This is a genomic window from Paenibacillus glacialis (assembly GCF_001637205.1).
Classification (GTDB): Bacteria; Bacillota; Bacilli; order Paenibacillales; family Paenibacillaceae; genus Paenibacillus_AQ; species Paenibacillus_AQ glacialis.
Map to the genome: position 1 here is coordinate 451456 of NZ_LVJH01000007.1, position 21738 is coordinate 473193.

Consider the following 21738-nt stretch of genomic DNA (forward strand, 5'->3'; position numbering starts at 1 on the left):
GGATATCCTTCTCTATGAATCATTCGGAAGTTAATGTTAAGGCCGTGATTTATCTACGTTATGTAGAGAATCATGGCTTTTTTTGTTAACGGGGTAACAGAAATATGGGTTTATGAATAACCTTTTCTGGGCGGGTGCATATGATGCATTATAATTTATACGAAAATATTGGAGGGATACCCATATGTGGAAGGATGCGAAAAAGTTGACTGCAGTAGCAGGTATTCTTCTACTCTGTGCTTCGGTTGTAGCCGGATGTGGAGGAAAAGATGCTCTGACGAAAGTTAAGATTGGGGAAGTCACTCGGTCCGTATTTTACGCACCAGAATATGTTGCCATCGAACGAGGATTCTTTAAAGAAGAAGGGCTAGATGTTGAACTAACGACGACCTTTGGTGGAGACAAGACGATGACGGCATTGTTATCCAACGCAGTAGATGTCGCTTTAGTAGGATCGGAAACGTCCATTTACGTTGCTCAACAAGGTTCCGAAGATCCAGTGATCAACTTCGCGCAATTAACTCAGACGGATGGGACATTCCTAGTTGCCAGAGAAGATAGTGGAACATTTAGCTGGGACCAGTTGAAAGGAAAGACATTCTTAGGCCAACGTAAGGGCGGAATGCCGCAAATGGCCGGAGAGTTCACGCTTGAGAAGCAAGGTATTGACCCACATGCAGATTTGGAATTGATCCAGAATATTGAGTTCGCGAATATCGCAGCAGCTTTTGCTTCTGGAACAGGACAATATGTACAGTTATTCGAACCGCAAGCCTCGATCTTTGAAAAAGAAGGTAAAGGTCATGTTGTTGCTTCATTCGGTGTAGAAAGTGGACACCTTCCATATACCGTATTTATGAGTAAACAAAGCTATATTAAGAAAAACCAAGATACCGTACAGAAGTTCACGAATGCTGTTCAGAAAGCTCAAGCGTGGGTAGCAAGTCATACGCCTGAAGAGATTGCGGATACGATCCTTCCATATTTTAAAGATGCAGATCGTGCAATCATTGTATCTAGCGTGAAACGTTATCAAGAACAAGGCACTTATGCAACAGATCCTATATTAGATGGTGCAGAATGGAACAATCTGTTGGACGTGATGGACAATGCAGGTGAATTGAAAGAACGTGTGGCACATGATGTGATTGTAGATAATACGTTTGCTGAGAAAGCGAAATCTACTGTAAAGTAAAGTAACCTGTATTCCGGCCCAAAGGAGAGTGTACATGGTACCTGTTGTTGAGTTAAACGATGTCGCCCATGTCTATATCACCGATCGCGAAGCCTCTCTGGCTGTGGATCGTCTTCAATTGACTGTATCCGCTGGAGAGTTCGTGAGTCTTGTGGGTCCAAGCGGATGTGGCAAGACGACGATCCTTTCAATCATTGCGGGACTTCTAACACCTAGCCATGGAGAAGTGCTCGTCAAAGGTCTCAAGTTGGAGGGGCCAACACCTGAAGTAGGATATATGTTGCAGCAGGATTATTTGTTTCCATGGCGGACCATTCTGAATAATGCGCTCTTAGGTTTGGAATTGACGGGGAGAATCACACCAGAGAGTACAGCAATCACCTCAGGACTACTAGAAGAGATGGGTCTACAAGGTAAAGAGAACATTTACCCGCATCAACTATCAGGTGGAATGCGTCAACGGGTTGCTCTCGTGCGGACGTTGGCTACAGATCCTGGTCTACTGTTGTTAGATGAACCATTCTCTGCACTGGATTATCAGACTAAGCTTCAATTAGAGGATCTGATATCTCGGACCTTACGTGAACGTAATAAGACGGCAGTGTTGGTTACCCATGATCTATCTGAAGCGATAGCCATGAGTGATCGGATCATATTGCTCGGTAGTAATCCAGGTAGAATCCGCAGAATGTTCGATGTACCGCGTAATATACGAGAGGTGTTGCCTTTTCATGCTCGTGACCAGGAAGGCTTTCAAGATCTCTTTCACGAGATTTGGAGTGCTATGGAAAAGACTAGTGATCAGGAGTGAGGAGGTGAGATATCAGCATGCTGAGGAGAAATCTACCGGGTGATGAGTCTTCGACAACGAGACGAAATGAGTTGACTGAACTATATCGTGAGCATCTGGCACTTAAGAAAAAGCAACGGTGGAGCGTAATATCCGTTCAGCTTGGAATACTACTGTTGTTGTTCATCTTTTGGGAGATGGCTGGAAGGCTGAAATGGATAGATGTCTTGTTGTTCAGTTATCCTAGCAAGATATTTAATCATATTGTGCAAGAAATAATAAGTGGTGAATTATGGGGTCACTTGGGTGTGACGGTTGGTGAGACTGTTGTAGGGTTTCTGCTGGGAACACTGCTTGGAACGGGGCTTGCCATCTTGATCTGGTGGTCACCTTATCTGTCTAAAGTGTTAGATCCATACATGGTCGTATTTAATAGCATGCCAAAGGTGGCATTAGGTCCGTTATTTATCGTTGTATTTGGTGCTGGGTTTACGGCCATCGTAGTCACCACATTGTCCGTCATTATTATTATTACCACACTCGTGGTTTACAATAGTTTCTCTGAAGTGGATGCAAACTTCGTTAAAGTAGTGCGAACATTCGGGGGATCACGATCACAAATTTTCAGGAAAGTGATATTTCCAGCATCGTTTCCTGCGATCATTTCCACACTGAAAGTCAATGTTGGTCTAGCTTGGGTGGGTGTTATTGTAGGTGAGTTTCTAGTGGCCCAGATGGGTCTAGGATATTTAATTATTTATGGTTTTCAAGTGTTTAACTTCACGCTGGTGATGTCCAGTTTGTTCATTATTGCAGTTGTGGCAACGGTGATGTATCAACTCGTGGTGTTTATGGAACGTAAGCTGTTATCCCATAAGTAAAATAGGGTAATATACGTATCAATTCTTAAATCTGCATATTAATACTTATCACCAAGTGTTAAATGTCGCATTGTGTAGAATTGTGAAATCAAGTACCATGAGATTAGAATTATATTGATAGAAAAGAGAGGCGTTCTCATGGGGTTTCGAGTTGTAAAAACAGCAGTTGCTACACTCATTTCCATTCAGATTGCTAATATAGTAGGTCTACCCAGCCCTCAGTCTGCGGGTCTATTGGCTATTCTAGGTGTGGAAGTTACACGGAAAAGGAGTCTTAGAACGATCTCAGCTCGCTTCTTCGCCTCCATTGTGGGGCTTCTTTTTGCGTGTGCGTTGTTTGCTCTATTCGGATTCCATTACTGGGTACTGGCGGTATTTGTCTTATTCGGTTTCCCTCTAATCGTTAAGACAAGCTTCAAAGAAGGGATTGTTACCAGTTCGGTCGTCGTATTTCGTTTATTTGCGGGCGGGGTTCTCTCTTTCCATACGGTATTAACACAAGTTGAATTGCTTGTTATCGGTCTAGGTTCTGCCATGGTGGTAAATATGATCTATATGCCCAAGGGTGGAGAGCAGATGATTGAGATTCGTCACAAAGTGGACGGGTTGTTCGCTGTGATCTTTCATCATGTAAGTCGTACACTGCGAGATCCAACGTATGTATGGGATGGAGGCGAACTCATTGAAGCGGGTAAAGCGATTCAGGAAGGAACGCTTGCGGCAAACAGAGCGATGGAGAATCAAATGGTTCATCCAGATCAGGCATGGAACATTTATTTCTATATGCGCAAGGAACAGTTGGATTTAATACTGGTCATGATGCAACGGATTGCTGATGTATATCAGAAGCTTCCGCAGGCTGACTTAGTAGCGGAGTTATTTGAACAACTTAGCCATGATGTAACAGAAGAAATGTACACGGGCCGTACCGAAGTGTTATTGGAAGCGCTGGAACAAGATTTCAAAAAAATGGATCTACCAACGACGAGAGGGGAATTTGAGATTAGATCGTCAATACTACAGCTATGCCGGGAATTATCTTTATATCTAAAAATAGCTAAGAAGAATAAGTCACCAGTCTTTGATAAAAAGCGGGTTGAAGGTTGATCATTACGATACATATTTCATAATTGACGTTAAGAAAATGGTGTGAGAGTAGTCAATCATAGAGAGGTAGTTGATCATCCATGAATAGAGAATTGACGATTGAAAAACACTTTTGGACAGACGATGAAATCGCAAGAGTTAATCCTGATGGAACTGTATTTAAAGAGATGCATGATTTTAAAATAAAGGTGCAAACAGAGGTTGAAAGAATGCTCGAAGAACTTAAGGCCGTAGAAAATAACTTAATCATTGAAAATAAAAAATTAGATTACTGGATTAATAAATATAATGAATTTAACGCTAATTGTTTGGACCTGGAAATGGCTGATATGAGAAAACGCATGAAAATTGCTGAATCAGAAGCTAATCATTGGCGTTTAGCAGTAGAAAATATGTTTTACGGGGCTGAATTAAGTGGTACACGGTATGAGTATTTAAAAGAATATGCCAATGAGATTCAAGAAATGAAAGGCAGAGAAAGAAAATTAAAAGAAGCTATAAGTGAAGCGATGGATGCCACATTGGATGAAGTGGAATTTGCTTTCCAGAGAATTATTGATGAAAGGTATGCACATCGCAGCGTTAGATGAATCTTAGAAAAGGTCAATCTTAGTTAAGAAGAATAGTAGTTGAACGATTCTCTTATAAAAAATCTAATTATTTGTACTGGGCTAATCAACTTTTGCCTACCTCCTGCATACACTTAGTAGTGAATGATTGTATGGAGGAGGTTCGAAGATGTCATTAAGTCGTAAACATCAAAGTAGAGAGATCATAACGAAAGCGATCTGCGGCAAAGGTCGTAAGTTCTCTACCGTAACACATACCGTAACTCCGCCACATAATCCAACCAGTATCTTAGGTGCATGGATTATAAACCATCAATACGAAGCGGTAGCGGCCGGAGACGGAATTGAAGTTATTGGTACTTACGATATCAACATTTGGTATTCCTATGACAAAAATTCTCAAACCGACGTAGCCAAGGAGACAGTGCCTTATGTAGAATTTGTCTCGCTATCGTATCTTGATCCAAGACACCGGGCTTCAACAGTGGAAGTATCTGCGGATGCAACGCAGGAACCTAGTTGTGTTGAAGCAAGTGTCTCTTCTGGTGGGGGAAGTGTCATCATCCGTGTCGAAAGGGAATTCACTGTGGAACTCATTGCTGAGACCAAGGTGTTCGTACTGATCGGTCACGAAGATTATGAAGACAAGGAATTTGAGTTCAGCGAGGATACTGGAGATTATGAAGACCTGGACCCTGATTTATTGGATGATGACCTGTAACAACGAGGGTTGAACTAAAAGGTATAGTGTAGTATATGATTCGAGGGCGTCTGTGTAGAGGGCGGATGCCCTCCTTTTTTGTTTTTATTTTACGAAAGGGGGAATCACGTAAGTGGGTCAAGAAGGGTTTCTCAACAAATCAATGTCACTCTCTACCGCTCAAGCTCGACTTATCCGTTCAGGAGTGTCTGCTTCACTGATTGAAGTTAGGTCGGGGCGAGAACACAATCCATTAACTTATCGCAGTAGATATGCTGTGCAAGTATTTAATCTGCGCGGCATTGACGTTTGTAAGCTAGGAAGTGGTGGGAAAGAAATAGGATTTAGGACTGGGATAACTGTGAGGTCTGGCTTAGAGCAAGAACAGAGTCCTCTGATGAATAGATTAGCGAAAATGGCCGTACGAAGCTTATATACATTAGGTCTAGCGTCGGGCGAAGCCATCATCTCAACGTACGGTGAGCGCCAATATGTGGTGGAGCGGGTTACGCCATTATCGAAATTACGTAATCCTAAGTTGGTAAAGTTGTATTCACAACAGCAGGCGAATCTATATCATGTTCTAGAGCAGGAAGATAAGAAAGGGATTCAACTTATGATGGGCATGGATCCTGAATTTCTACTGGTAGACTCTTCAACGATGGAAGTTGTTCCTGCCTCCCAATTTCTAGAACGCGTTGGTGAAGTAGGTTGTGATGCGGTTCATATGGGTGGGGTTACTAGCTTTCCGGTAGCGGAATTACGCCCAGAACCAAGTCTACAGCCACGAGGATTGCTGGTAGAGCTTATGCATGCAATTGCGTCCGCTAAGCAATTGATTCGAGACAGATCTTTAATCTGGATGGCTGGAGGTATGCCAGTCCCAGGATTGCCCTTAGGGGGACACTTGCATTTCAGTGGGATCGTACTTACGTATTCTCTTGTGCAAGTGTTGGATAATTACTTGGCACTTCCTGTTATGTTGCTTGAGGATCATACAAGCTTAAACAGACGACCTCGTTATGGTTATCTTGGTGATTTCAGAAGGCAACCTCATGGTGGATTTGAATATCGAACGCTTCCTAGCTTCTTGGTATCACCACTTGTTGCGAAGGGCGTCGTATTCCTTGCTCATCTGATTGTTCGTCATTATAAGGAGCTAGATCTTCGGCCATTGAATCAAGAGAGAATACATAGAGCCTACTATGAGGGGAATAGGCGAGTAATTCGAGATTGTGTAGAGCCCCTATTCAGAGATATGATGTCTCTTAGTGGTTATTCAGAGTATGCAAAGTATATTGATCCATTACTGGATCATATTTCTAGCGGTACGATATGGGATGAATCACGTGATATCCGTCCGTTATGGAATATTCCTGTGTTATAATAAATTGTAGTAAATGAAGATGTATGGAGGTAACTGATGGCCCAATATACGCCAATGATTGAACAATATTTACAAGTGAAGGAACAAGCTCAGGACGCGTTTTTGTTTTTCCGTCTGGGAGATTTCTATGAATTGTTTTTTGAAGATGCAATTGCGGCATCACGTGAACTTGAGATAACGCTGACAGGGCGCGGAGGCGGAGGGGAAGAACGCATACCGATGTGCGGTGTGCCTTACCATGCTGCTGAGGGCTATATTCAGCGTCTAATAGAAAAAGGATATAAGGTTGCTATCTGTGAGCAACTTGAGGATGCAGCAACCACCAAAGGTATGGTGCGCCGTGACATTGTCCGTGTAGTGACACCAGGAACGATTATGGATGGGAAGAACATCGCGGATAAATCAAATAATTACTTAGTATGTGTGACAACATCCGGCGGAATGATGAGTTTATCTGCTTGTGATCTATCTACTGGAGAATTGTATATTACTTCTGTTCCATCCTCTTTGGAATGGCTTCGTGACGAGATTAACATCTATGAACCTTCTGAGATTATCGGCGATGTTGGGATGCTCGACAGCATTCGCTCATTACAGCTTCAGGGAAATCGCCCTGTTGTATATACGCCATGGGACAAGAAAGAAGAGAAAATGGTCCGCAGTCAATTCGGAGAAGCGGCTTGGGCGCGCTTAGATCCTGAGAGGGCGTTATGTATCTCTGTATTGATCTCCTATCTTAGTGAGACTCAGAGACGGTCGTTAGGACAGTTAACACAAATATCTCCTTACGAACCTGGTCACTTTATGATATTAGATCCTTTTACACGCCGTAATCTAGAGTTGGTAGAGACCGTTAGAGAACGATCTAAGAAAGGGTCATTGTTATGGCTTCTAGATAAAACAGAGACGTCGATGGGTGCACGATTACTTCGACGTAGAATCGATAAACCACTGTTACATCGGAGTCGTATTGAGGAACGTCTTGAAGCTGTTGAATTGTTGTACAACCAGTTGATATTACGTGAAGATTTACGACAGTCGCTTCGAGAGATCTATGATCTAGAGCGGCTTGTTGGCAGAATAGCCTTTGGAAATGCGAATGGACGTGATCTTACAGCACTCAAATTGTCATTAAGGCAAATTCCATCGCTTAAAGAGCTGTGTGCAGCAACACCTTCCTTGACGCTTGGCAAAATTGCAAGAGAGTTAGATGCATGTGAAGATCTACACGATGAGATTAATCAAGCGATTGTGGATGAAGCCCCGATATCCGTTCGTGATGGTGGTTTAATCAAGCCAGGGTATCATGAGCATTTGGACGAGCTACGGGAAGCGAGTATCAATGGGAAGAGATGGATAGCAGAACTTGAAGCAAGAGAACGTGTAGCAACTGGAATTAAGTCACTGAAGATTGGTTTCAATAAAGTGTTTGGATATTATATCGAGATTACTAAATCCCACATTGCATCTGTGCCGGAAGGTAGATATGAACGGAAGCAGACACTGGCAAATGCAGAGCGATATGTCACTCCTGAACTGAAAGAGAAAGAGGGACTCATTCTCGAGGCACAGGAGAAGATGGTGGATTTGGAATATGCACTCTTTGCAGAGCTAAGAGATAGATTAAACAAACAAATTCCGCGTCTACAGTCACTTGCTGAGAAAGTTGCAGAATTGGATGTGTATCAATCGCTGGCTGCAACCAGCGCAGAACACGGCTTTGTGAAGCCGATCCTTACAGAGGACTATGACCTCATCATTGAGGGTGGTAGACATCCCGTAGTTGAAGCTGTGATGAAGGAATCGGCATTCATTTCGAATGCCACGAACCTGTCCAAGGAATCAGCAAATATCTTACTTATCACAGGGCCCAACATGGCGGGCAAGAGTACGTACATGCGTCAAGTGGCGCTAATCTCCATTATGGCGCAGATTGGTTGCTTTGTACCTGCGAATAAGGCAGAGATCCCAATGGTTGACCGTATATTTACGAGAATTGGTGCGGCTGACGATTTAATTGGTGGTCAAAGTACCTTTATGGTAGAAATGGCTGACATTCAAGTGATGACAGAGAAAGCAACGCCAAGAAGTCTCATTATTATTGACGAACTTGGCCGTGGAACCTCCACCAGTGAAGGTATGGCTATCGCTCAGGCTGTGATCGAATATGTACATGATGAGATTGGTTGTAAAGCGCTAGTGTCAACACATTTTCACGAATTATCCCATATTGAAGGAAGTTTGAAGGGATTACGCAATTACTCCATGGCCGTACAAGAAAGTGGAGATAAAGTCCACTTCTTACGTAAATTGATTCCCGGTGCTGCCGGCAGTAGTTATGGTGTGTACTGTGCTCGCCTAGCGGGATTGCCAGACTCCATTATTGATCGTGCCAATGTCCTACTCGAAAGCTTGGATCACACGACGGTGACTTCTGAAGTGGCCGTAGCGAGAGAAGTTCCAGCGGCATCTGATAAGGCGATAGCAACTGGAGTAGCAGTAGCAGCAGCAACAGGAGTTGCAGAAGTAACAATAGCAGAATTAACAGACTCAGCCTTGGTAGCAATGACACCCGATGTAATAGCCAATGAATCCGTTGCTACTCAGTCAGTTACCGATCCAACTGCTGAAAAACACACCGGTTCTTATCGCAAAGACGAGATCAGAGAAGTCAGCGACGTTGTACAGCTATCCATTTTCGGCGAAGAGGAACTCAAACCTACTAAGAAGGAATCCATAGCTCCAATGAATCGCAACGTCACGCAAATTATTGATTCCGTGAAGAATCTCGATCTAATGAACATGACACCCTTACAAGCAATGCAATTACTCCATGAGCTTAGTGTAAAAGCGAAAGGGATCTAAAATAACCTATAACGAACGAAAAAAGGGCTCTACACCATACTCAATCATTGAAGAAAAAAGTGGATAATGCGCAAACGTAGCGAAGGGGACGGAATTGTTTTTAGAAGCGTAAGCGTTCGCCTTTGCCCTCAGATTTCTACCGCTAGAAGGGGTATTTAAATCAAGAAATCTGAGGGCAACAGCGATCGAAGAACAATCCGTTACCGTAGCGGTCGGTCATAGTATACGATTATTTTTCAAAACTAATAATGGTGTTGAGACCGAAAAGAGAGAGGGATAATCCATGGCCAAAATCCATATATTGGACGAGCACATAGCTAACCAGATTGCCGCAGGTGAGGTTGTGGAGCGTCCTGCCTCCGTTGTTAAAGAGCTTGTGGAAAATGCGATCGATGCGGGAAGCACCAAGATAGAGGTTACGATCGAAGAGGGTGGACTCCAAAGTATCCGAGTAACAGATAACGGATCAGGGATAGAACCGGATGACTGTGAATCCGCCTTTTATCGTCATGCCACAAGTAAAATTACAAATGGTCGCGATCTTTTTCACATAACAAGTCTAGGTTTCCGTGGTGAAGCATTACCAAGTATTGCATCTGTTTCTAAGATAGCACTTACCACTTCTAGCAAAGAAGATGGACTTGGTCGCAAACTAATCATTGAAGGTGGAAATCTACTATCCAATGATGATTCTGCCGCACCTCGCGGGACTGAATTTGTGGTAAAGGAATTATTCTACAATACTCCGGCAAGGCTGAAGTATATGAAAACCATACAGACAGAGCTTGGTCATATTTCAGATTATATGTACCGTATTGCCTTATCACATCCAGGTATCGGGATTACACTGAGACATAATGATAATACGCTCTTACAGACAGTCGGTAATGGAGATCTTCTCCAGGTTGTAGCTGCCATTTATGGAACGCAGGCTGCTAAGGCTATGCTTCCTATACAAGCAGAGGATAAGGATTATAGCTTGCAAGGTTACGTAAGTATACCTGAATGGACACGCTCGAATCGTAACGCTATTTCAACCTTTGTGAATGGGCGATATATCCGTAATAATGGTCTGAATCATGCCATACTGAGAGCCTATCATACGTTGTTACCCATTAATCGGTATCCTCTTGCTATTCTTTCTTTGACGATGCATCCTTCGATCGTGGATGTGAACGTTCATCCTGCGAAATTAGAGGTACGTTTTAGTAAGGAAAATGAATTATATCCTTTCGTGGAACAAGCGATACATGCGGTCTTACGTCAACAGGTGCTTATTCCTCAGCCAGTGAAACATCCTATTGGAAGCAGTGGAAGTACATCGTTCATACAGGAGCAGTTCGGGTTCTCGAAAGATCAGACAACATCGAATACAGCATTCCCAGAATTAAGTAATCAAGGGGGAAGAATGACTTCTGATTCGAATAAATCCATTCCTTCTGATATGATGGGGAGCCATTCAAGTCGACCTAACGTACCGCCTAACTATGCTATGAACGATGATCGGTCGGGTGTGAATCCTCCTGTAAGAGAACGCAATGACCAGAATTATAGTATAAATGGAGGAACGGGATATCGACCTGAACAAGGAAAGAGTACAACTTTCAATCCGGAAGTGTATGCTGCTCCTAAGAATGGGTCACCTGATATTCCTCCATTTCCAGAATTGACACTGATTGGGCAACATCATGGGACATATCTAATTGCTCAGAATGAAGATGGTCTATATTTAATCGATCAGCATGCAGCACACGAACGAATCAATTATGAATTTTATTATGAACAGTTTGGACGTCCGGGTGATGCTTCACAAGAACTGTTATTACCGATTACCTTAGACTTTACGCCTTCGGAGACGGAACAGTTGAAACAAAAGATCAATTGGTTCGAACAGGTGGGTGTGTATTTAGAACATTTTGGAGGACAAACATTCCGTGTCAGAGCGCATCCATATTGGTTCCCAAAAGGGGAAGAACAGGCGCTGATTGAAGAGATGACAGAATGGGTACTTAGTGAACGTATGATTGATCTAGCCAAATTAAGAGAGAAATCATCCATACTGTGTTCATGTAAGGCCTCCATAAAGGCGAATCAGAATTTGACTGCGCTTGAGTCGGATACACTTTTAGAACGTCTAGCGGCATGCAAACAGCCTTATACATGTCCTCATGGGCGTCCGATTGTGATTTCATTCTCTTCGTATGATCTAGAGAAGCTATTTAAACGTGTGATGTAGTTCAACTTAAGGAATGAGACTTGTATTCACATATGACAGGAGAAAATAATGATAATTACGACAGGAAGATGCGAGGATCCAGACAAGTTGGTCAAGCGTGCTAAGGCATTAGCGTTGGATTCAGGTTATACCTATGTGCCGCGCCATAGGACATCTATTCCGAAGTTAGTTAAGTCTTCAAAAGATTCAGTAGCACTTGTTGTGTTAGAGAATGGTGCTAGATTAGTTAGACCTGGGCAACCGCCTATTGATTATCATCCTAGCATGGGATATGTGAGAGTAAAACGCGTGATTAAAGGCGACACTGATCCTATGTTAGAGGCCGCAGGGATGCAAGCGGGAGATTCGGTTTTAGACTGTACGGCTGGCTTAGGAAGTGATTCGCTCGTATTTGCTGTAATGGCTGGGCCTAAGGGTGAAGTTACGGCATTGGAGAGCTCTAGTGATTTGTCTGCGCTATTGAAAGAAGGTCTGGGACATTATGTTACAGATCTAGAAGAAGTTAACCAGGCGATGCGTAGAATCGAAGTAAGGCATGGACATCATTTGGATATATTAAAAGAAATGCCGGATCAAAGTGTGGATATCGTATATTTCGATCCTATGTTTCGCGAGCCATTAATGGAATCTGCAGCAATAAATCCGTTAAGAGAATTCGCCAATAGCGACGCACTAAGCTTGGAGAGTATACAAGAAGCGGTACGTGTGGCTAGAAAGTCAGTCGTACTTAAAGAGAAGTGGGGTAGCCCTGAATTTGAACGGCTAGGCTTCCGGATGATACAACGTAACAATTCAAAAATCACGTATGGAGTGAAATTCCTTGACAATAGAGACTAAACCAACCTTACTTGTGCTGTTAGGTCCTACGGCAGTTGGTAAGACAAAGATGAGTATCGAAATTGCAAAACGTTATGGATGTGAGATTATTTCGGGTGACTCCATGCAGGTATATCGTCAAATGGATATTGGAACCGCCAAAATTTCTAAAGAAGAAATGGAAGGTATTCCGCATCATTTAATAGATATTCATGATCCAGATGATCCTTATTCGGTTGCTGAATTTCAAGAGCAATGTCGGCGTCTAATTGGGGAGATCCATCATCGAGGGAAGGTTCCATTTATTGTTGGGGGAACTGGGCTTTATATTGAGTCAGTCTGTTATGGGTTCGAATTTACCAATGTTGGCGCAGATGAGGAATTTAGAAATGAACAATTTGCCTATGCAGAAAGTCACGGCGCGGATGCCTTGCATGATCGGTTAAAGTTTGTGGATCCTATCAGCGCGGAGAGATTACACGCGAATGATCAACGGAGAATCGTCCGTGCACTCGAAATTTATCATCTTACGAATACGACTCTTTCAGCTCAAATGGCTACGCAAACAAAAGAGTCTCCATATGATTTGTGTATCATAGGTTTGACAATGGATAGACAAATGCTATATAAACGTATTGAAGCCCGAATCGATCAAATGATTGAACAAGGCTTGCTAGAAGAAGTGAAATCATTGATTCAGAATGGGTATGAACCGGGTCTAATCTCGTTGCAAGGTTTAGGTTACAAGGAGATTATATCTTATCTGCAAGAGGAGTTAACTTGGGAAGACACGATCACGTTATTGAAACGCGATACACGTAGATTTGCCAAGCGTCAGTTGTCTTGGTTTCGCCATATGAAAGACATTGTGTGGGTGGATGTTACAGACGTGGAGAACTTCACAGAGAATTTCGCTAGGATTTGTGATATAATAGCAGGAAAGTTTCTTTCAGATATTGAATATATATCTAAACAATCTAATTGAACCAATGGGGGTACGGCTAATGAACAAATCCATTAATATTCAAGATACTTTTTTGAACCAACTACGTAAAGAAAACATCTCAGTTACCATCTTTTTGGTTAACGGGTTTCAAATCAGAGGAACGATCAAAGCATTCGATAACTTTACGGTTGTTGTGGATAGTGAAGGCCGCCAACAAATGTTATTTAAACATGCTATTTCAACCATTACTCCACAGCGTAACGTATCACTTATGCAGGAACCTTCAACAGAGGGATAACACTTTATGAAACCTTTTCATGAGTTGTTTCGTTTAAAAGAATAGGAAATAGACGATGAGCAACCTATATGGGTTGTTCTTTTCATTCCGATACTAGAATTATTGGAGTTAGGGAGGCAAACAATGGCTAACAATCGACCTACGAGGGCGAATACAAATACAGAACCGCCCAAGAAGAAAAAGAAGAGGAAGTTATCTAAAAAACGTGTGTTTTGGACATTGTTTTTTACTGCTGCCATTGCAATCTTTTGTGCATTAGCTGGATACTTGTACATTACGGTTAGTGGTGAAAAACTGTACAATGAAAACTTTGATAAGATGGAAGTTAAAGAAAATTCTAAAGTGTATGATCGAAGCGGGAAATTAATGGGTGAGTTGTCCATTCAAAAAAGTGATCCTGTAGAGAGTGATCAAATTCCTAAATTACTGAAGGATGCATTCATTGCTACAGAAGACAAGCGTTTCCGGGAGCATAGTGGCGTGGATATTTGGTCCATTGGTCGTGCAGCGGTTAAAGATATTATAGCTAGAGCTAAAGTAGAGGGTGGAAGTACCATTACTCAGCAACTTGCTAAGAATCTCTTTTTGACCCGTGAGAAAACGTTCTTCCGGAAAGCCACAGAAGTATCGATAGCTATGGCATTAGAACGCAAACTGAATAAAGAAGAAATTATAACGATGTATCTCAACCGTATTAATTTCGGTGGTCAAATCTATGGGATCAAGGCAGCTTCTCAATATTACTTTGGGAAAAGTGATCTAAATGAATTAGAAGTTTGGGAGATGGCAACATTAGCAGCGATGCCAAAGGGACCAAGCAAATATAATCCTCTTCGTAATCCAGATCTATCGATGCAGCGTCGATCCGTTGTCCTACAACTGATGAACGAGCAAGGGTATATTACAGCTGAAGAGAAAGAAATAGCTAAGGATGTTGTGTATAACTATACACCTCCGGCCAAGAAGCAACAGTATCTTGCGTTTATGGATTATGTCATGAGTGAAGCCGAGGAAGTTACGGGATTGTCACAAGATGACCTGAATGTCGGTGGATATAAGATCTATACAACGATGGATGCAAATGCGCAACAGGTTATGGAAAAAGAGTTCGCCGATGACAATAATTTCGAGAAGAGTGTGGATGAGGTTCAAGTCCAAGCTTCTATGGTGATCATGAACAATGACACCGGGGCTATTGTGGCCTTGTTGGGCGGGAGAGACTATGAACGTAAAGGATATAGTCGTGTGACAAGCAGTCGGAGACAGCCGGGATCGGCATTTAAACCGATTGTGTCCTATGCACCAGCTTTGGAATCGGGTCAATACACGAAAGACTCACTTCTAAGTAATAAGAAGCAATGTTTCTCAAATTATTGTCCAGGTAATCTACATGGCTATTCAGATACGATAAGTATGCCAGATGCGATTCAGAGATCTGAGAATATTCCTGCCGTGTGGTTATTGAATGAAATTGGCGTAAATACCGGATTCAAGTTCGCACAGAAATTAGGTATTACAATGGAAAAAGAAGATAAGAACCTTTCATTAGCCCTTGGTGGTATGAGTACAGGTACGAACACTTTAGAGATGACGCAGGCGTTTAGCGCATTCGCCAATGGTGGTACGTTGAATGAAGCTTATTCAATCAAACTAATTAAAGATAGCGATGATAAAGTTAAGTATGAGCGCAAGAAAGATGGAGTAGAAGTGATGAGTAAGGACACTTCTTACCAGATGACGCAAATGATGCAGAATGTTGTTGAGAGTGGTACTGGGAAAAAGGCTGCGATTAGTAGACCAGTTGCAGGTAAAACAGGTACGACTCAAAGTGGTATCAAAGGGAATAAAGCAAACCGGGATGTGTGGTTTGTAGGTTATACTCCTGAATTAACAGCAGCTGTGTGGATGGGTTACGACTCTCCTAATAAAACACACTTACTGCGTAAGAGTAGTTCTCTAGCAGCGAGTTTCTGGGGGAAAGTCATGGAGCAGGCGGTACAAGGATTTGAAGCGAAGAGTTTCCCTGAACCACCAGAGAATGTGAAGCAGCCTGTAGAAAAGCCAGTAGAAGTGCCGGTGGCAACTGTTGTTACTGGATTGAATGGTTCTTATGATCCAACCACACAGATTGTTTCATTGAATTGGAATGGTGTAGAAGGTAGTAACGTTCTATATCATGTATACCGTAAAGAATCTTCCGAGAGTGATTTTAGATTAATTATGGATGCAGCTCCTACAAGTAATGTTGAAGATTTCGACATCGTAGAAGGGATGACTTACGAATATTACGTGAAAGCATTTTTCCCAGATACAAACACGGAATCAGAACAATCTAACTCAGTTCAGGTGTTTACTGAGCCATTAACTGAAGAAGTACCAGATGTGGATATCGAACAACCAGATATTAATAACGGCAATGGTAATAACGGAAACGGTAATAATGGAAATGGAAATGGAAACGGGAACGGGAACGGAAATAATGGTAATGGGAACACAGGTGGAGAGATACCAGGAGTCCCAGAGACGAACCCAGGTACGGGTGGAGAGACGATACCAATACCACCCGATGGAACTACGGTTCCTCCTGAACAAGTAGTTCCTCCAGTTGGTGAGGATTCGGGTGTCACGAACCCCTTAGATCCAGGAGCGATCAATACAGGAACAACGGAGCATGTTGAACCACCTGTAACTACAACACCATAGGTTAAACAAAGAGAGCCCCTGTGTGGGGCTTTCTTTGTTAATAAAAAAATTAAACTATGATCCAAAATAACGTGGGATAAATTGGCGTCTGTTGTATAATTGATAAATAAGCAGTTGAGGGCATGTTTTATAACGCTTCTTTTGAGTGTAATTCACAAATGTGTTAAGCTGTAGCTAACATACTGGAGAGGGTAATTTCCATGAAACGTAAATTTGGGGATCGTGCGAACTGGCGCAGAATATCACGCCGCCGCTTTACCTGCCGTTATGTAGAGACCAAGAGGTTTACAGGCTATATTACGTTATATACCATTTATAACCTAAAGGAACCGCTATGGAAAACCTATGGCAGTAATACGTATCGGATTGCGGATAAAGGATATTCTTGGCTGCAATATTATCCAAAGAACAGCCATTATATCGTGACGGCGATGTTTGATGAGAAGCAAGAAATTATACAATGGTATATTGATACATGTAAAACACAAGGAGTAACGGAACAAGGGGTTCCTTGGTTTGATGATTTGTATTTAGATGTTGTTGTACTTCGAAATGGTGAAGTATTTCTACTGGATGAAGACGAGCTAGATGATGCACTAAATCGTAACGATATCACAAATGGTGATTATGAATTAGCAGTGTCAACGGCGAATCAATTGCTAGATGAAATTGACTCCGATCACTTCCCCTATTTCCTGATGTCTATTGAACACCGCAAACAATTGTTTGAGAACGGTGAATTCAGGAGGAACTCATGATTCTTATTACTAAAACATCGTTGATTGGGAATGGCATAAAAGGGTCTCTTTCTCGTTTAATTAAGAGATTTCTAGTCATTATTCTAATCGTATGCCTCTTGATATTTGCTTGGGCAGGTTATGTATTATGGAAGATTAATAGTGTACAACACTCCGATTCAAGTCAATCGGTGGATGTTGGAATTATTCTTGGATCTTCTATGTGGGGTGATTCTCCAAGCCCTAGCCTTCGTGAACGACTGGATTATGGACTGAAGCTATATCATGCCGGGAAGTTCGATCGTATTATCGTAAGTGGGGGACTAGATCAGCCGGATTTTCGATATACCGAAGCTGAAGGAATGCGCCAATATTTATTAGACCACGGTGTATCAGATGCAGCGATTATCATGGAGAACGAGGCAACGAGTACGTTAGAGAACTTGAAATTCAGCCAACTCATTATGAAAGATCGTGGTTGGAATACTGCTGTCATCATAACTCATACATACCACGGGATGCGTTCTCTCGAGATTGCAGAATATTTGGAATATGACCATCCATTGTTGTCAACGACGCAATCAGAGGTTCTTTCGATGTCTTATCATAAGAGTAGAGAAATTCTAGCCTATTCGAAGTGGAAGTTAGATGAGTGGATGTTAAGGCTCGGATTTTAAATCAATCGAAACTGTTAATAACTCTACGTAAAGTTGAATACATTGAATAGAGATATCATCCCAGTAGATAATGAGGTGATGGTGCATGAGCGGGCGTGTCATGGCCTCGAACGGCCAGCCTGAGGGCAGGCCATCTAGACAAATCAATGTTGTTTTACGTAACCAAGAGTCACCGATACAGAACCAGGGTATCCCTGACCGTGAGTCTTCGAAGGTACCGAAAGGTATTCCTGAACAAGGTTTGTATCAAGAAATTCAACGAGAACTAGAACTACTTATAGGGTTAGATAACATTAAAGAGTTAGTGTTTGAAATCTATGCGCTTCTTCAGGTTGCTGTGATGCGTTCGGATGCGGGATTGGCAAGTGGTGGGCATGTGTATCACATGATATTTAAAGGCAACCCAGGAACAGGGAAGACAACCGTGGCGAGAATTATTGCAAAAATATTTCAAAAGATGGGTGTGCTCAGCAAGGGTCATCTTATTGAAGTAGAACGTGCGGATTTAGTTGGAGAATATATTGGGCATACGGCACAGAAGACAAGAGATCTTGTCAAAAAGTCGATGGGCGGCATTCTTTTCATTGACGAAGCTTATAGCTTGGCTCGTGGTGGGGAGAAAGATTTCGGTAAAGAAGCGATTGATACATTGGTGAAAGCAATGGAAGATCATAAGAATCAATTCATCCTCATCCTTGCTGGTTATTGCGAAGAGATGGATTACTTTCTACAGACCAATCCAGGACTGCCATCCCGCTTTCCCATTCAGGTCGACTTCTCTGATTATTCGATTGATCAGCTTATTCAAATCTCGGAACTGATGGCAAGGGATCGAGAGTATATTCTCATGCCACAGGCGATACTTAAATTAAGACAACATATTTCACAGGAAAAGGCCGAAAGTTTACATGCATTTAGCAATGCAAGATATGTACGCAATATGATCGAGAAATCGATACGTAATCATGCGGTTCGACTTTTGAATCAATATGAAAGTAGTAATCCTGGCAAGCAAGAACTGATGACACTACGTACGGAAGATTTCAGGTTTGAATCAAAGACCAGCTCGAGTATATGACTCGAGCTGGTGGTTCGAAACCACACATCATAATATTCAAAGCAGATAAAGGGGTAATTTAATTCATGGCTAATAACATCACGTTTGATACAGAAACAGACATTCCAGATCGGGCAGTACTGGTCAGCCTAGTTACAGACGCAGTAAAGAAAAAAGGGATCAATCCGGAATACTCACTACATGAATTAGTGCAGTTAGCTGAAACAGCAGGAGTAGAAGTGATGGATACGATTAGTCAGAATCTTGCCAAACCTGATCCTAAATTTTTTATTGGGAAAGGTAAAGTAGAAGAGTTACGGATGGCTATGGAAGCGGTAGATGCCACAACAGCTATATTTGATCATGAACTATCTGGGGCGCAGGTTCGGCATTTAGAGGAAAGTCTAGATGTTAAGATTATTGACCGGACCCAGCTAATTCTCGATATTTTTGCACAAAGAGCTAACACACGTGAAGGTATTATTCAAGTTGAGCTGGCGCAGTTAACGTATTTGCTGCCACGACTTTCTGGACATAATACTAACCTCTCTCGTCTGGGTGGTGGTATTGGGACTAGAGGACCAGGTGAAAGTAAGCTTGAAATGGACAGACGTCATATTCGAAACCGTGTTAACGATTTAAAAGATCAGTTAGAAGAGATTACACGTCATCGGACACTTTACCGCGAACGTAGACAGAAAACAGGTGTCTTTCAAGTGGCTCTTGTTGGATATACGAATGCCGGTAAATCAACGTTACTGAAAGAACTGACGGATGCAGAAGTATATATTCAAGATCAATTGTTCGCGACTTTAGATCCGACATCTCGCGTGTTAGAACTACCTACAGGTAAAGAAGTGGTGATTACGGACACTGTTGGATTTATTCAGAATCTACCTCATGATCTCATTGCTGCCTTCCGCGCTACGTTGGAAGAAGCGAATGAAGCGAATCTGATCCTTCATGTCGTTGATGCTTCTTCAGAAATGAGAGAAGACCAGATGGCGGTGGTTCAGTCTATTCTTGTGGACTTAGGTGCATCTGACAAGCCACAAATCGTCCTCTACAATAAGAAGGACCGTTGTACACCAGAACAATTACAAATGCTAAATACAGGTGAAGGGCATTTGACGATCAGTGCATTTGAAGAAGCTGACTTACTAGCGATACGTGATGCCATTCAGACCACGTTAACGGGGGATACCATTACCTTCCGAATCCCAGCGAATCGTGGAGATTTAGCATCTTTGTTGTATCGTGTTGGAGAAATCATTAACCAAGAGTTTGACGGTAGTGATTCACTATATGAGGTACTACTCCACAAAGATGATTATGAGAAAAATGGCTATTTGCTACAAGATTATATTGAGGTATCACATACCTAGAATGATTGTATAGAGTACATGATAATATAATACTGATCGGACGACAGCAAGGGAGAATCGAAAAGAAATGGCAAGATTTACGGAAGAGATAGAGCAAGAGATGATTGCGATAGAACATCAGATTAAAGATCGAATACAGACTGTGGATCATATCGTAGACCTCAACCAGTGGAAAGTTATCGACGCATTTCAAAATCATCATGTAAGTGATTTTCATTTTGCCGGTTCCACAGGTTATGCCTACAATGATAGAGGCCGTGAGGTGCTGGATTTAGTATACGCGGATGTATTTGGTGCTGAAGCGGCACTCGTCAGACCCCATTTTGCATCAGGAACGCATACGATCTCTACAGCACTCTTTGGGGTGTTACGTCCTGGAGATGAATTGTTTTATATAACAGGTCGTCCATATGACACGCTTCATAAGGTAATTGGTGCAGCAGGTGACGGTCATGGTTCGCTATTAGATTTCGGAATCACCTATCGAGAAGCAGCACTGCAAGAGGACGGGAATGTAGATTGGGTTGCGATTGAGAACGGAATTACACCAGCTACGAAAGTCATTGGTATCCAACGTTCAAGAGGATATGATTGGCGATCTTCGTTCACAGTGGAGCAGATCGGTGAGATGGTTCGGCGTATAAAAGCAATTAATCCAAAGCTCATCGTATTCGTCGATAATTGTTATGGCGAATTTACGGAGGAGTATGAACCTACCAATGTGGGTGCCGACCTTATCGCAGGTTCTTTAATCAAGAATCCTGGTGGTGGCATTGCGGAGACTGGTGGATATATTTGTGGTAAGAAAGAGCTTGTTGAATTAGCGGCTTATCGACTAACAGCACCAGGTATTGGTGGCGAGGTAGGAGCAATGATGGGAACGACAAGAGGGATCTATCAAGGTTTGTTCCTAGCGCCTACGCTTGTGGGACAAGCTATTAAGGGTAGTATATTTGCAGCAGCCATGTTCGAAAAGGTTGGTTTTGTGACTAAACCTGCATGGCATGAGAAACGTACTGACCTCATTCAAGCGATATCCTTCACAGGACCTGAGCATTTAATTGCATTTGTTCAAGGCATTCAGCTAGCAGCGGCTGTGGATAGCCACGTTGTTCCTGAGCCATGGGAAATGCCTGGGTACGAACATCCTGTCATTATGGCGGCAGGTACTTTTATTCAAGGTGGGAGCTTAGAACTATCTGCGGATGCACCCATTCGAGAACCTTACATAGGGTATATGCAAGGCGGATTAACCTATGCTCATGTGAAATATGGTGTGCTTAAAACGATCCAAGTGATGAAAGACAGGAATTTATTGTGAGTTTATCTGACATGTCCTTGACACCGGGTATTGAGAGTTGTTACAATGATAAATATTAGATCATTGGA

18 protein-coding genes are annotated in these 21738 nt (G+C 42.3%); all 18 read left to right on the forward strand.

Translation table 11 applies throughout. The annotated features are described in order from the left end of the window. Positions 1-184 precede the first annotated feature (184 nt). The 18 genes from PGLA_RS07460 to PGLA_RS07545 all read left to right on the forward strand — a co-directional run bounded on the left by PGLA_RS07460 (position 185) and on the right by PGLA_RS07545 (position 21670). Complete coding sequence (locus PGLA_RS07460) at positions 185-1195, forward strand: ABC transporter substrate-binding protein (protein ID WP_068531007.1); 1011 nt, start codon at positions 185-187, stop codon at positions 1193-1195. A 34-nt stretch (positions 1196-1229) separates the two neighbouring features. Further along, positions 1230-2006, forward strand: coding sequence for an ABC transporter ATP-binding protein (locus PGLA_RS07465; protein ID WP_068531010.1), 777 nt, complete (start codon positions 1230-1232; stop codon positions 2004-2006). A 17-nt stretch (positions 2007-2023) separates the two neighbouring features. Beyond that, positions 2024-2866 carry an ABC transporter permease gene (locus PGLA_RS07470; RefSeq protein WP_068531013.1) on the forward strand — a complete coding sequence of 281 codons (843 nt, stop codon included), beginning with the start codon at positions 2024-2026 and terminating at the stop codon, positions 2864-2866. A 138-nt stretch (positions 2867-3004) separates the two neighbouring features. Beyond that, on the forward strand, positions 3005-3973 hold the full coding sequence (locus tag PGLA_RS07475) for an aromatic acid exporter family protein (protein WP_068531016.1): 969 nt from the start codon (positions 3005-3007) through the stop codon (positions 3971-3973). 80 nt (positions 3974-4053) lie between these two features. Further along, positions 4054-4563 carry a hypothetical protein gene (locus PGLA_RS07480; RefSeq protein ID WP_068531019.1) on the forward strand — a complete coding sequence of 170 codons (510 nt, stop codon included), beginning with the start codon at positions 4054-4056 and terminating at the stop codon, positions 4561-4563. Positions 4564-4711: 148 nt separating this feature from the next. Next, positions 4712-5263, forward strand: a complete 552-nt coding sequence (locus PGLA_RS07485) for an outer spore coat protein CotE (RefSeq protein WP_068531023.1) — start codon at positions 4712-4714, stop codon at positions 5261-5263. Between the two features lie 112 nt (positions 5264-5375). Then, positions 5376-6629 carry a putative amidoligase domain-containing protein gene (locus tag PGLA_RS07490; RefSeq protein WP_145939503.1) on the forward strand — a complete coding sequence of 418 codons (1254 nt, stop codon included), beginning with the start codon at positions 5376-5378 and terminating at the stop codon, positions 6627-6629. A 36-nt stretch (positions 6630-6665) separates the two neighbouring features. Beyond that, positions 6666-9494: a DNA mismatch repair protein MutS gene (mutS, locus tag PGLA_RS07495; RefSeq protein WP_068531026.1), complete on the forward strand. Its 2829-nt coding sequence runs from the start codon at positions 6666-6668 to the stop codon at positions 9492-9494. 283 nt (positions 9495-9777) lie between these two features. Beyond that, complete coding sequence (mutL, locus tag PGLA_RS07500; RefSeq protein WP_068531027.1) at positions 9778-11730, forward strand: DNA mismatch repair endonuclease MutL; 1953 nt, start codon at positions 9778-9780, stop codon at positions 11728-11730. Positions 11731-11778: 48 nt separating this feature from the next. After that, a complete protein-coding gene (locus PGLA_RS07505; protein ID WP_068531029.1) occupies positions 11779-12567 on the forward strand; it encodes a class I SAM-dependent methyltransferase in 789 nt (262 codons plus the stop codon). Further along, a complete protein-coding gene (miaA, locus tag PGLA_RS07510) occupies positions 12551-13531 on the forward strand; it encodes a tRNA (adenosine(37)-N6)-dimethylallyltransferase MiaA (protein WP_068531032.1) in 981 nt (326 codons plus the stop codon). The genes PGLA_RS07505 and miaA overlap by 17 nt, the downstream gene beginning before the upstream one ends. Positions 13532-13550: 19 nt before the next feature. Beyond that, the gene (gene hfq / locus PGLA_RS07515) at positions 13551-13790 is read left to right on the forward strand and encodes an RNA chaperone Hfq (RefSeq protein WP_068531042.1); all 240 of its coding nucleotides are present in this window, start codon (positions 13551-13553) and stop codon (positions 13788-13790) included. A gap of 123 nt (positions 13791-13913) precedes the next feature. Beyond that, a complete protein-coding gene (locus PGLA_RS07520; RefSeq protein WP_068531045.1) occupies positions 13914-16493 on the forward strand; it encodes a transglycosylase domain-containing protein in 2580 nt (859 codons plus the stop codon). A 200-nt stretch (positions 16494-16693) separates the two neighbouring features. After that, complete coding sequence (locus PGLA_RS07525) at positions 16694-17251, forward strand: ribonuclease FAU-1 family protein (RefSeq protein ID WP_068531048.1); 558 nt, start codon at positions 16694-16696, stop codon at positions 17249-17251. After that, on the forward strand, positions 17248-17907 hold the full coding sequence (locus PGLA_RS07530) for a YdcF family protein (protein ID WP_084410827.1): 660 nt from the start codon (positions 17248-17250) through the stop codon (positions 17905-17907). Before PGLA_RS07525 ends, PGLA_RS07530 begins: the two co-directional genes overlap by 4 nt. A gap of 85 nt (positions 17908-17992) precedes the next feature. After that, the gene (locus tag PGLA_RS07535; RefSeq protein ID WP_068531051.1) at positions 17993-18985 is read left to right on the forward strand and encodes an AAA family ATPase; all 993 of its coding nucleotides are present in this window, start codon (positions 17993-17995) and stop codon (positions 18983-18985) included. Between the two features lie 65 nt (positions 18986-19050). Further along, positions 19051-20349 (forward strand): GTPase HflX, encoded by a 1299-nt coding sequence (hflX, locus tag PGLA_RS07540; RefSeq protein ID WP_068531054.1) that lies wholly within the window; start codon positions 19051-19053, stop codon positions 20347-20349. A 67-nt stretch (positions 20350-20416) separates the two neighbouring features. Then, on the forward strand, positions 20417-21670 hold the full coding sequence (locus PGLA_RS07545) for a methionine gamma-lyase family protein (RefSeq protein ID WP_068531057.1): 1254 nt from the start codon (positions 20417-20419) through the stop codon (positions 21668-21670). The last annotated feature ends 68 nt before the right edge of the window (positions 21671-21738 follow it).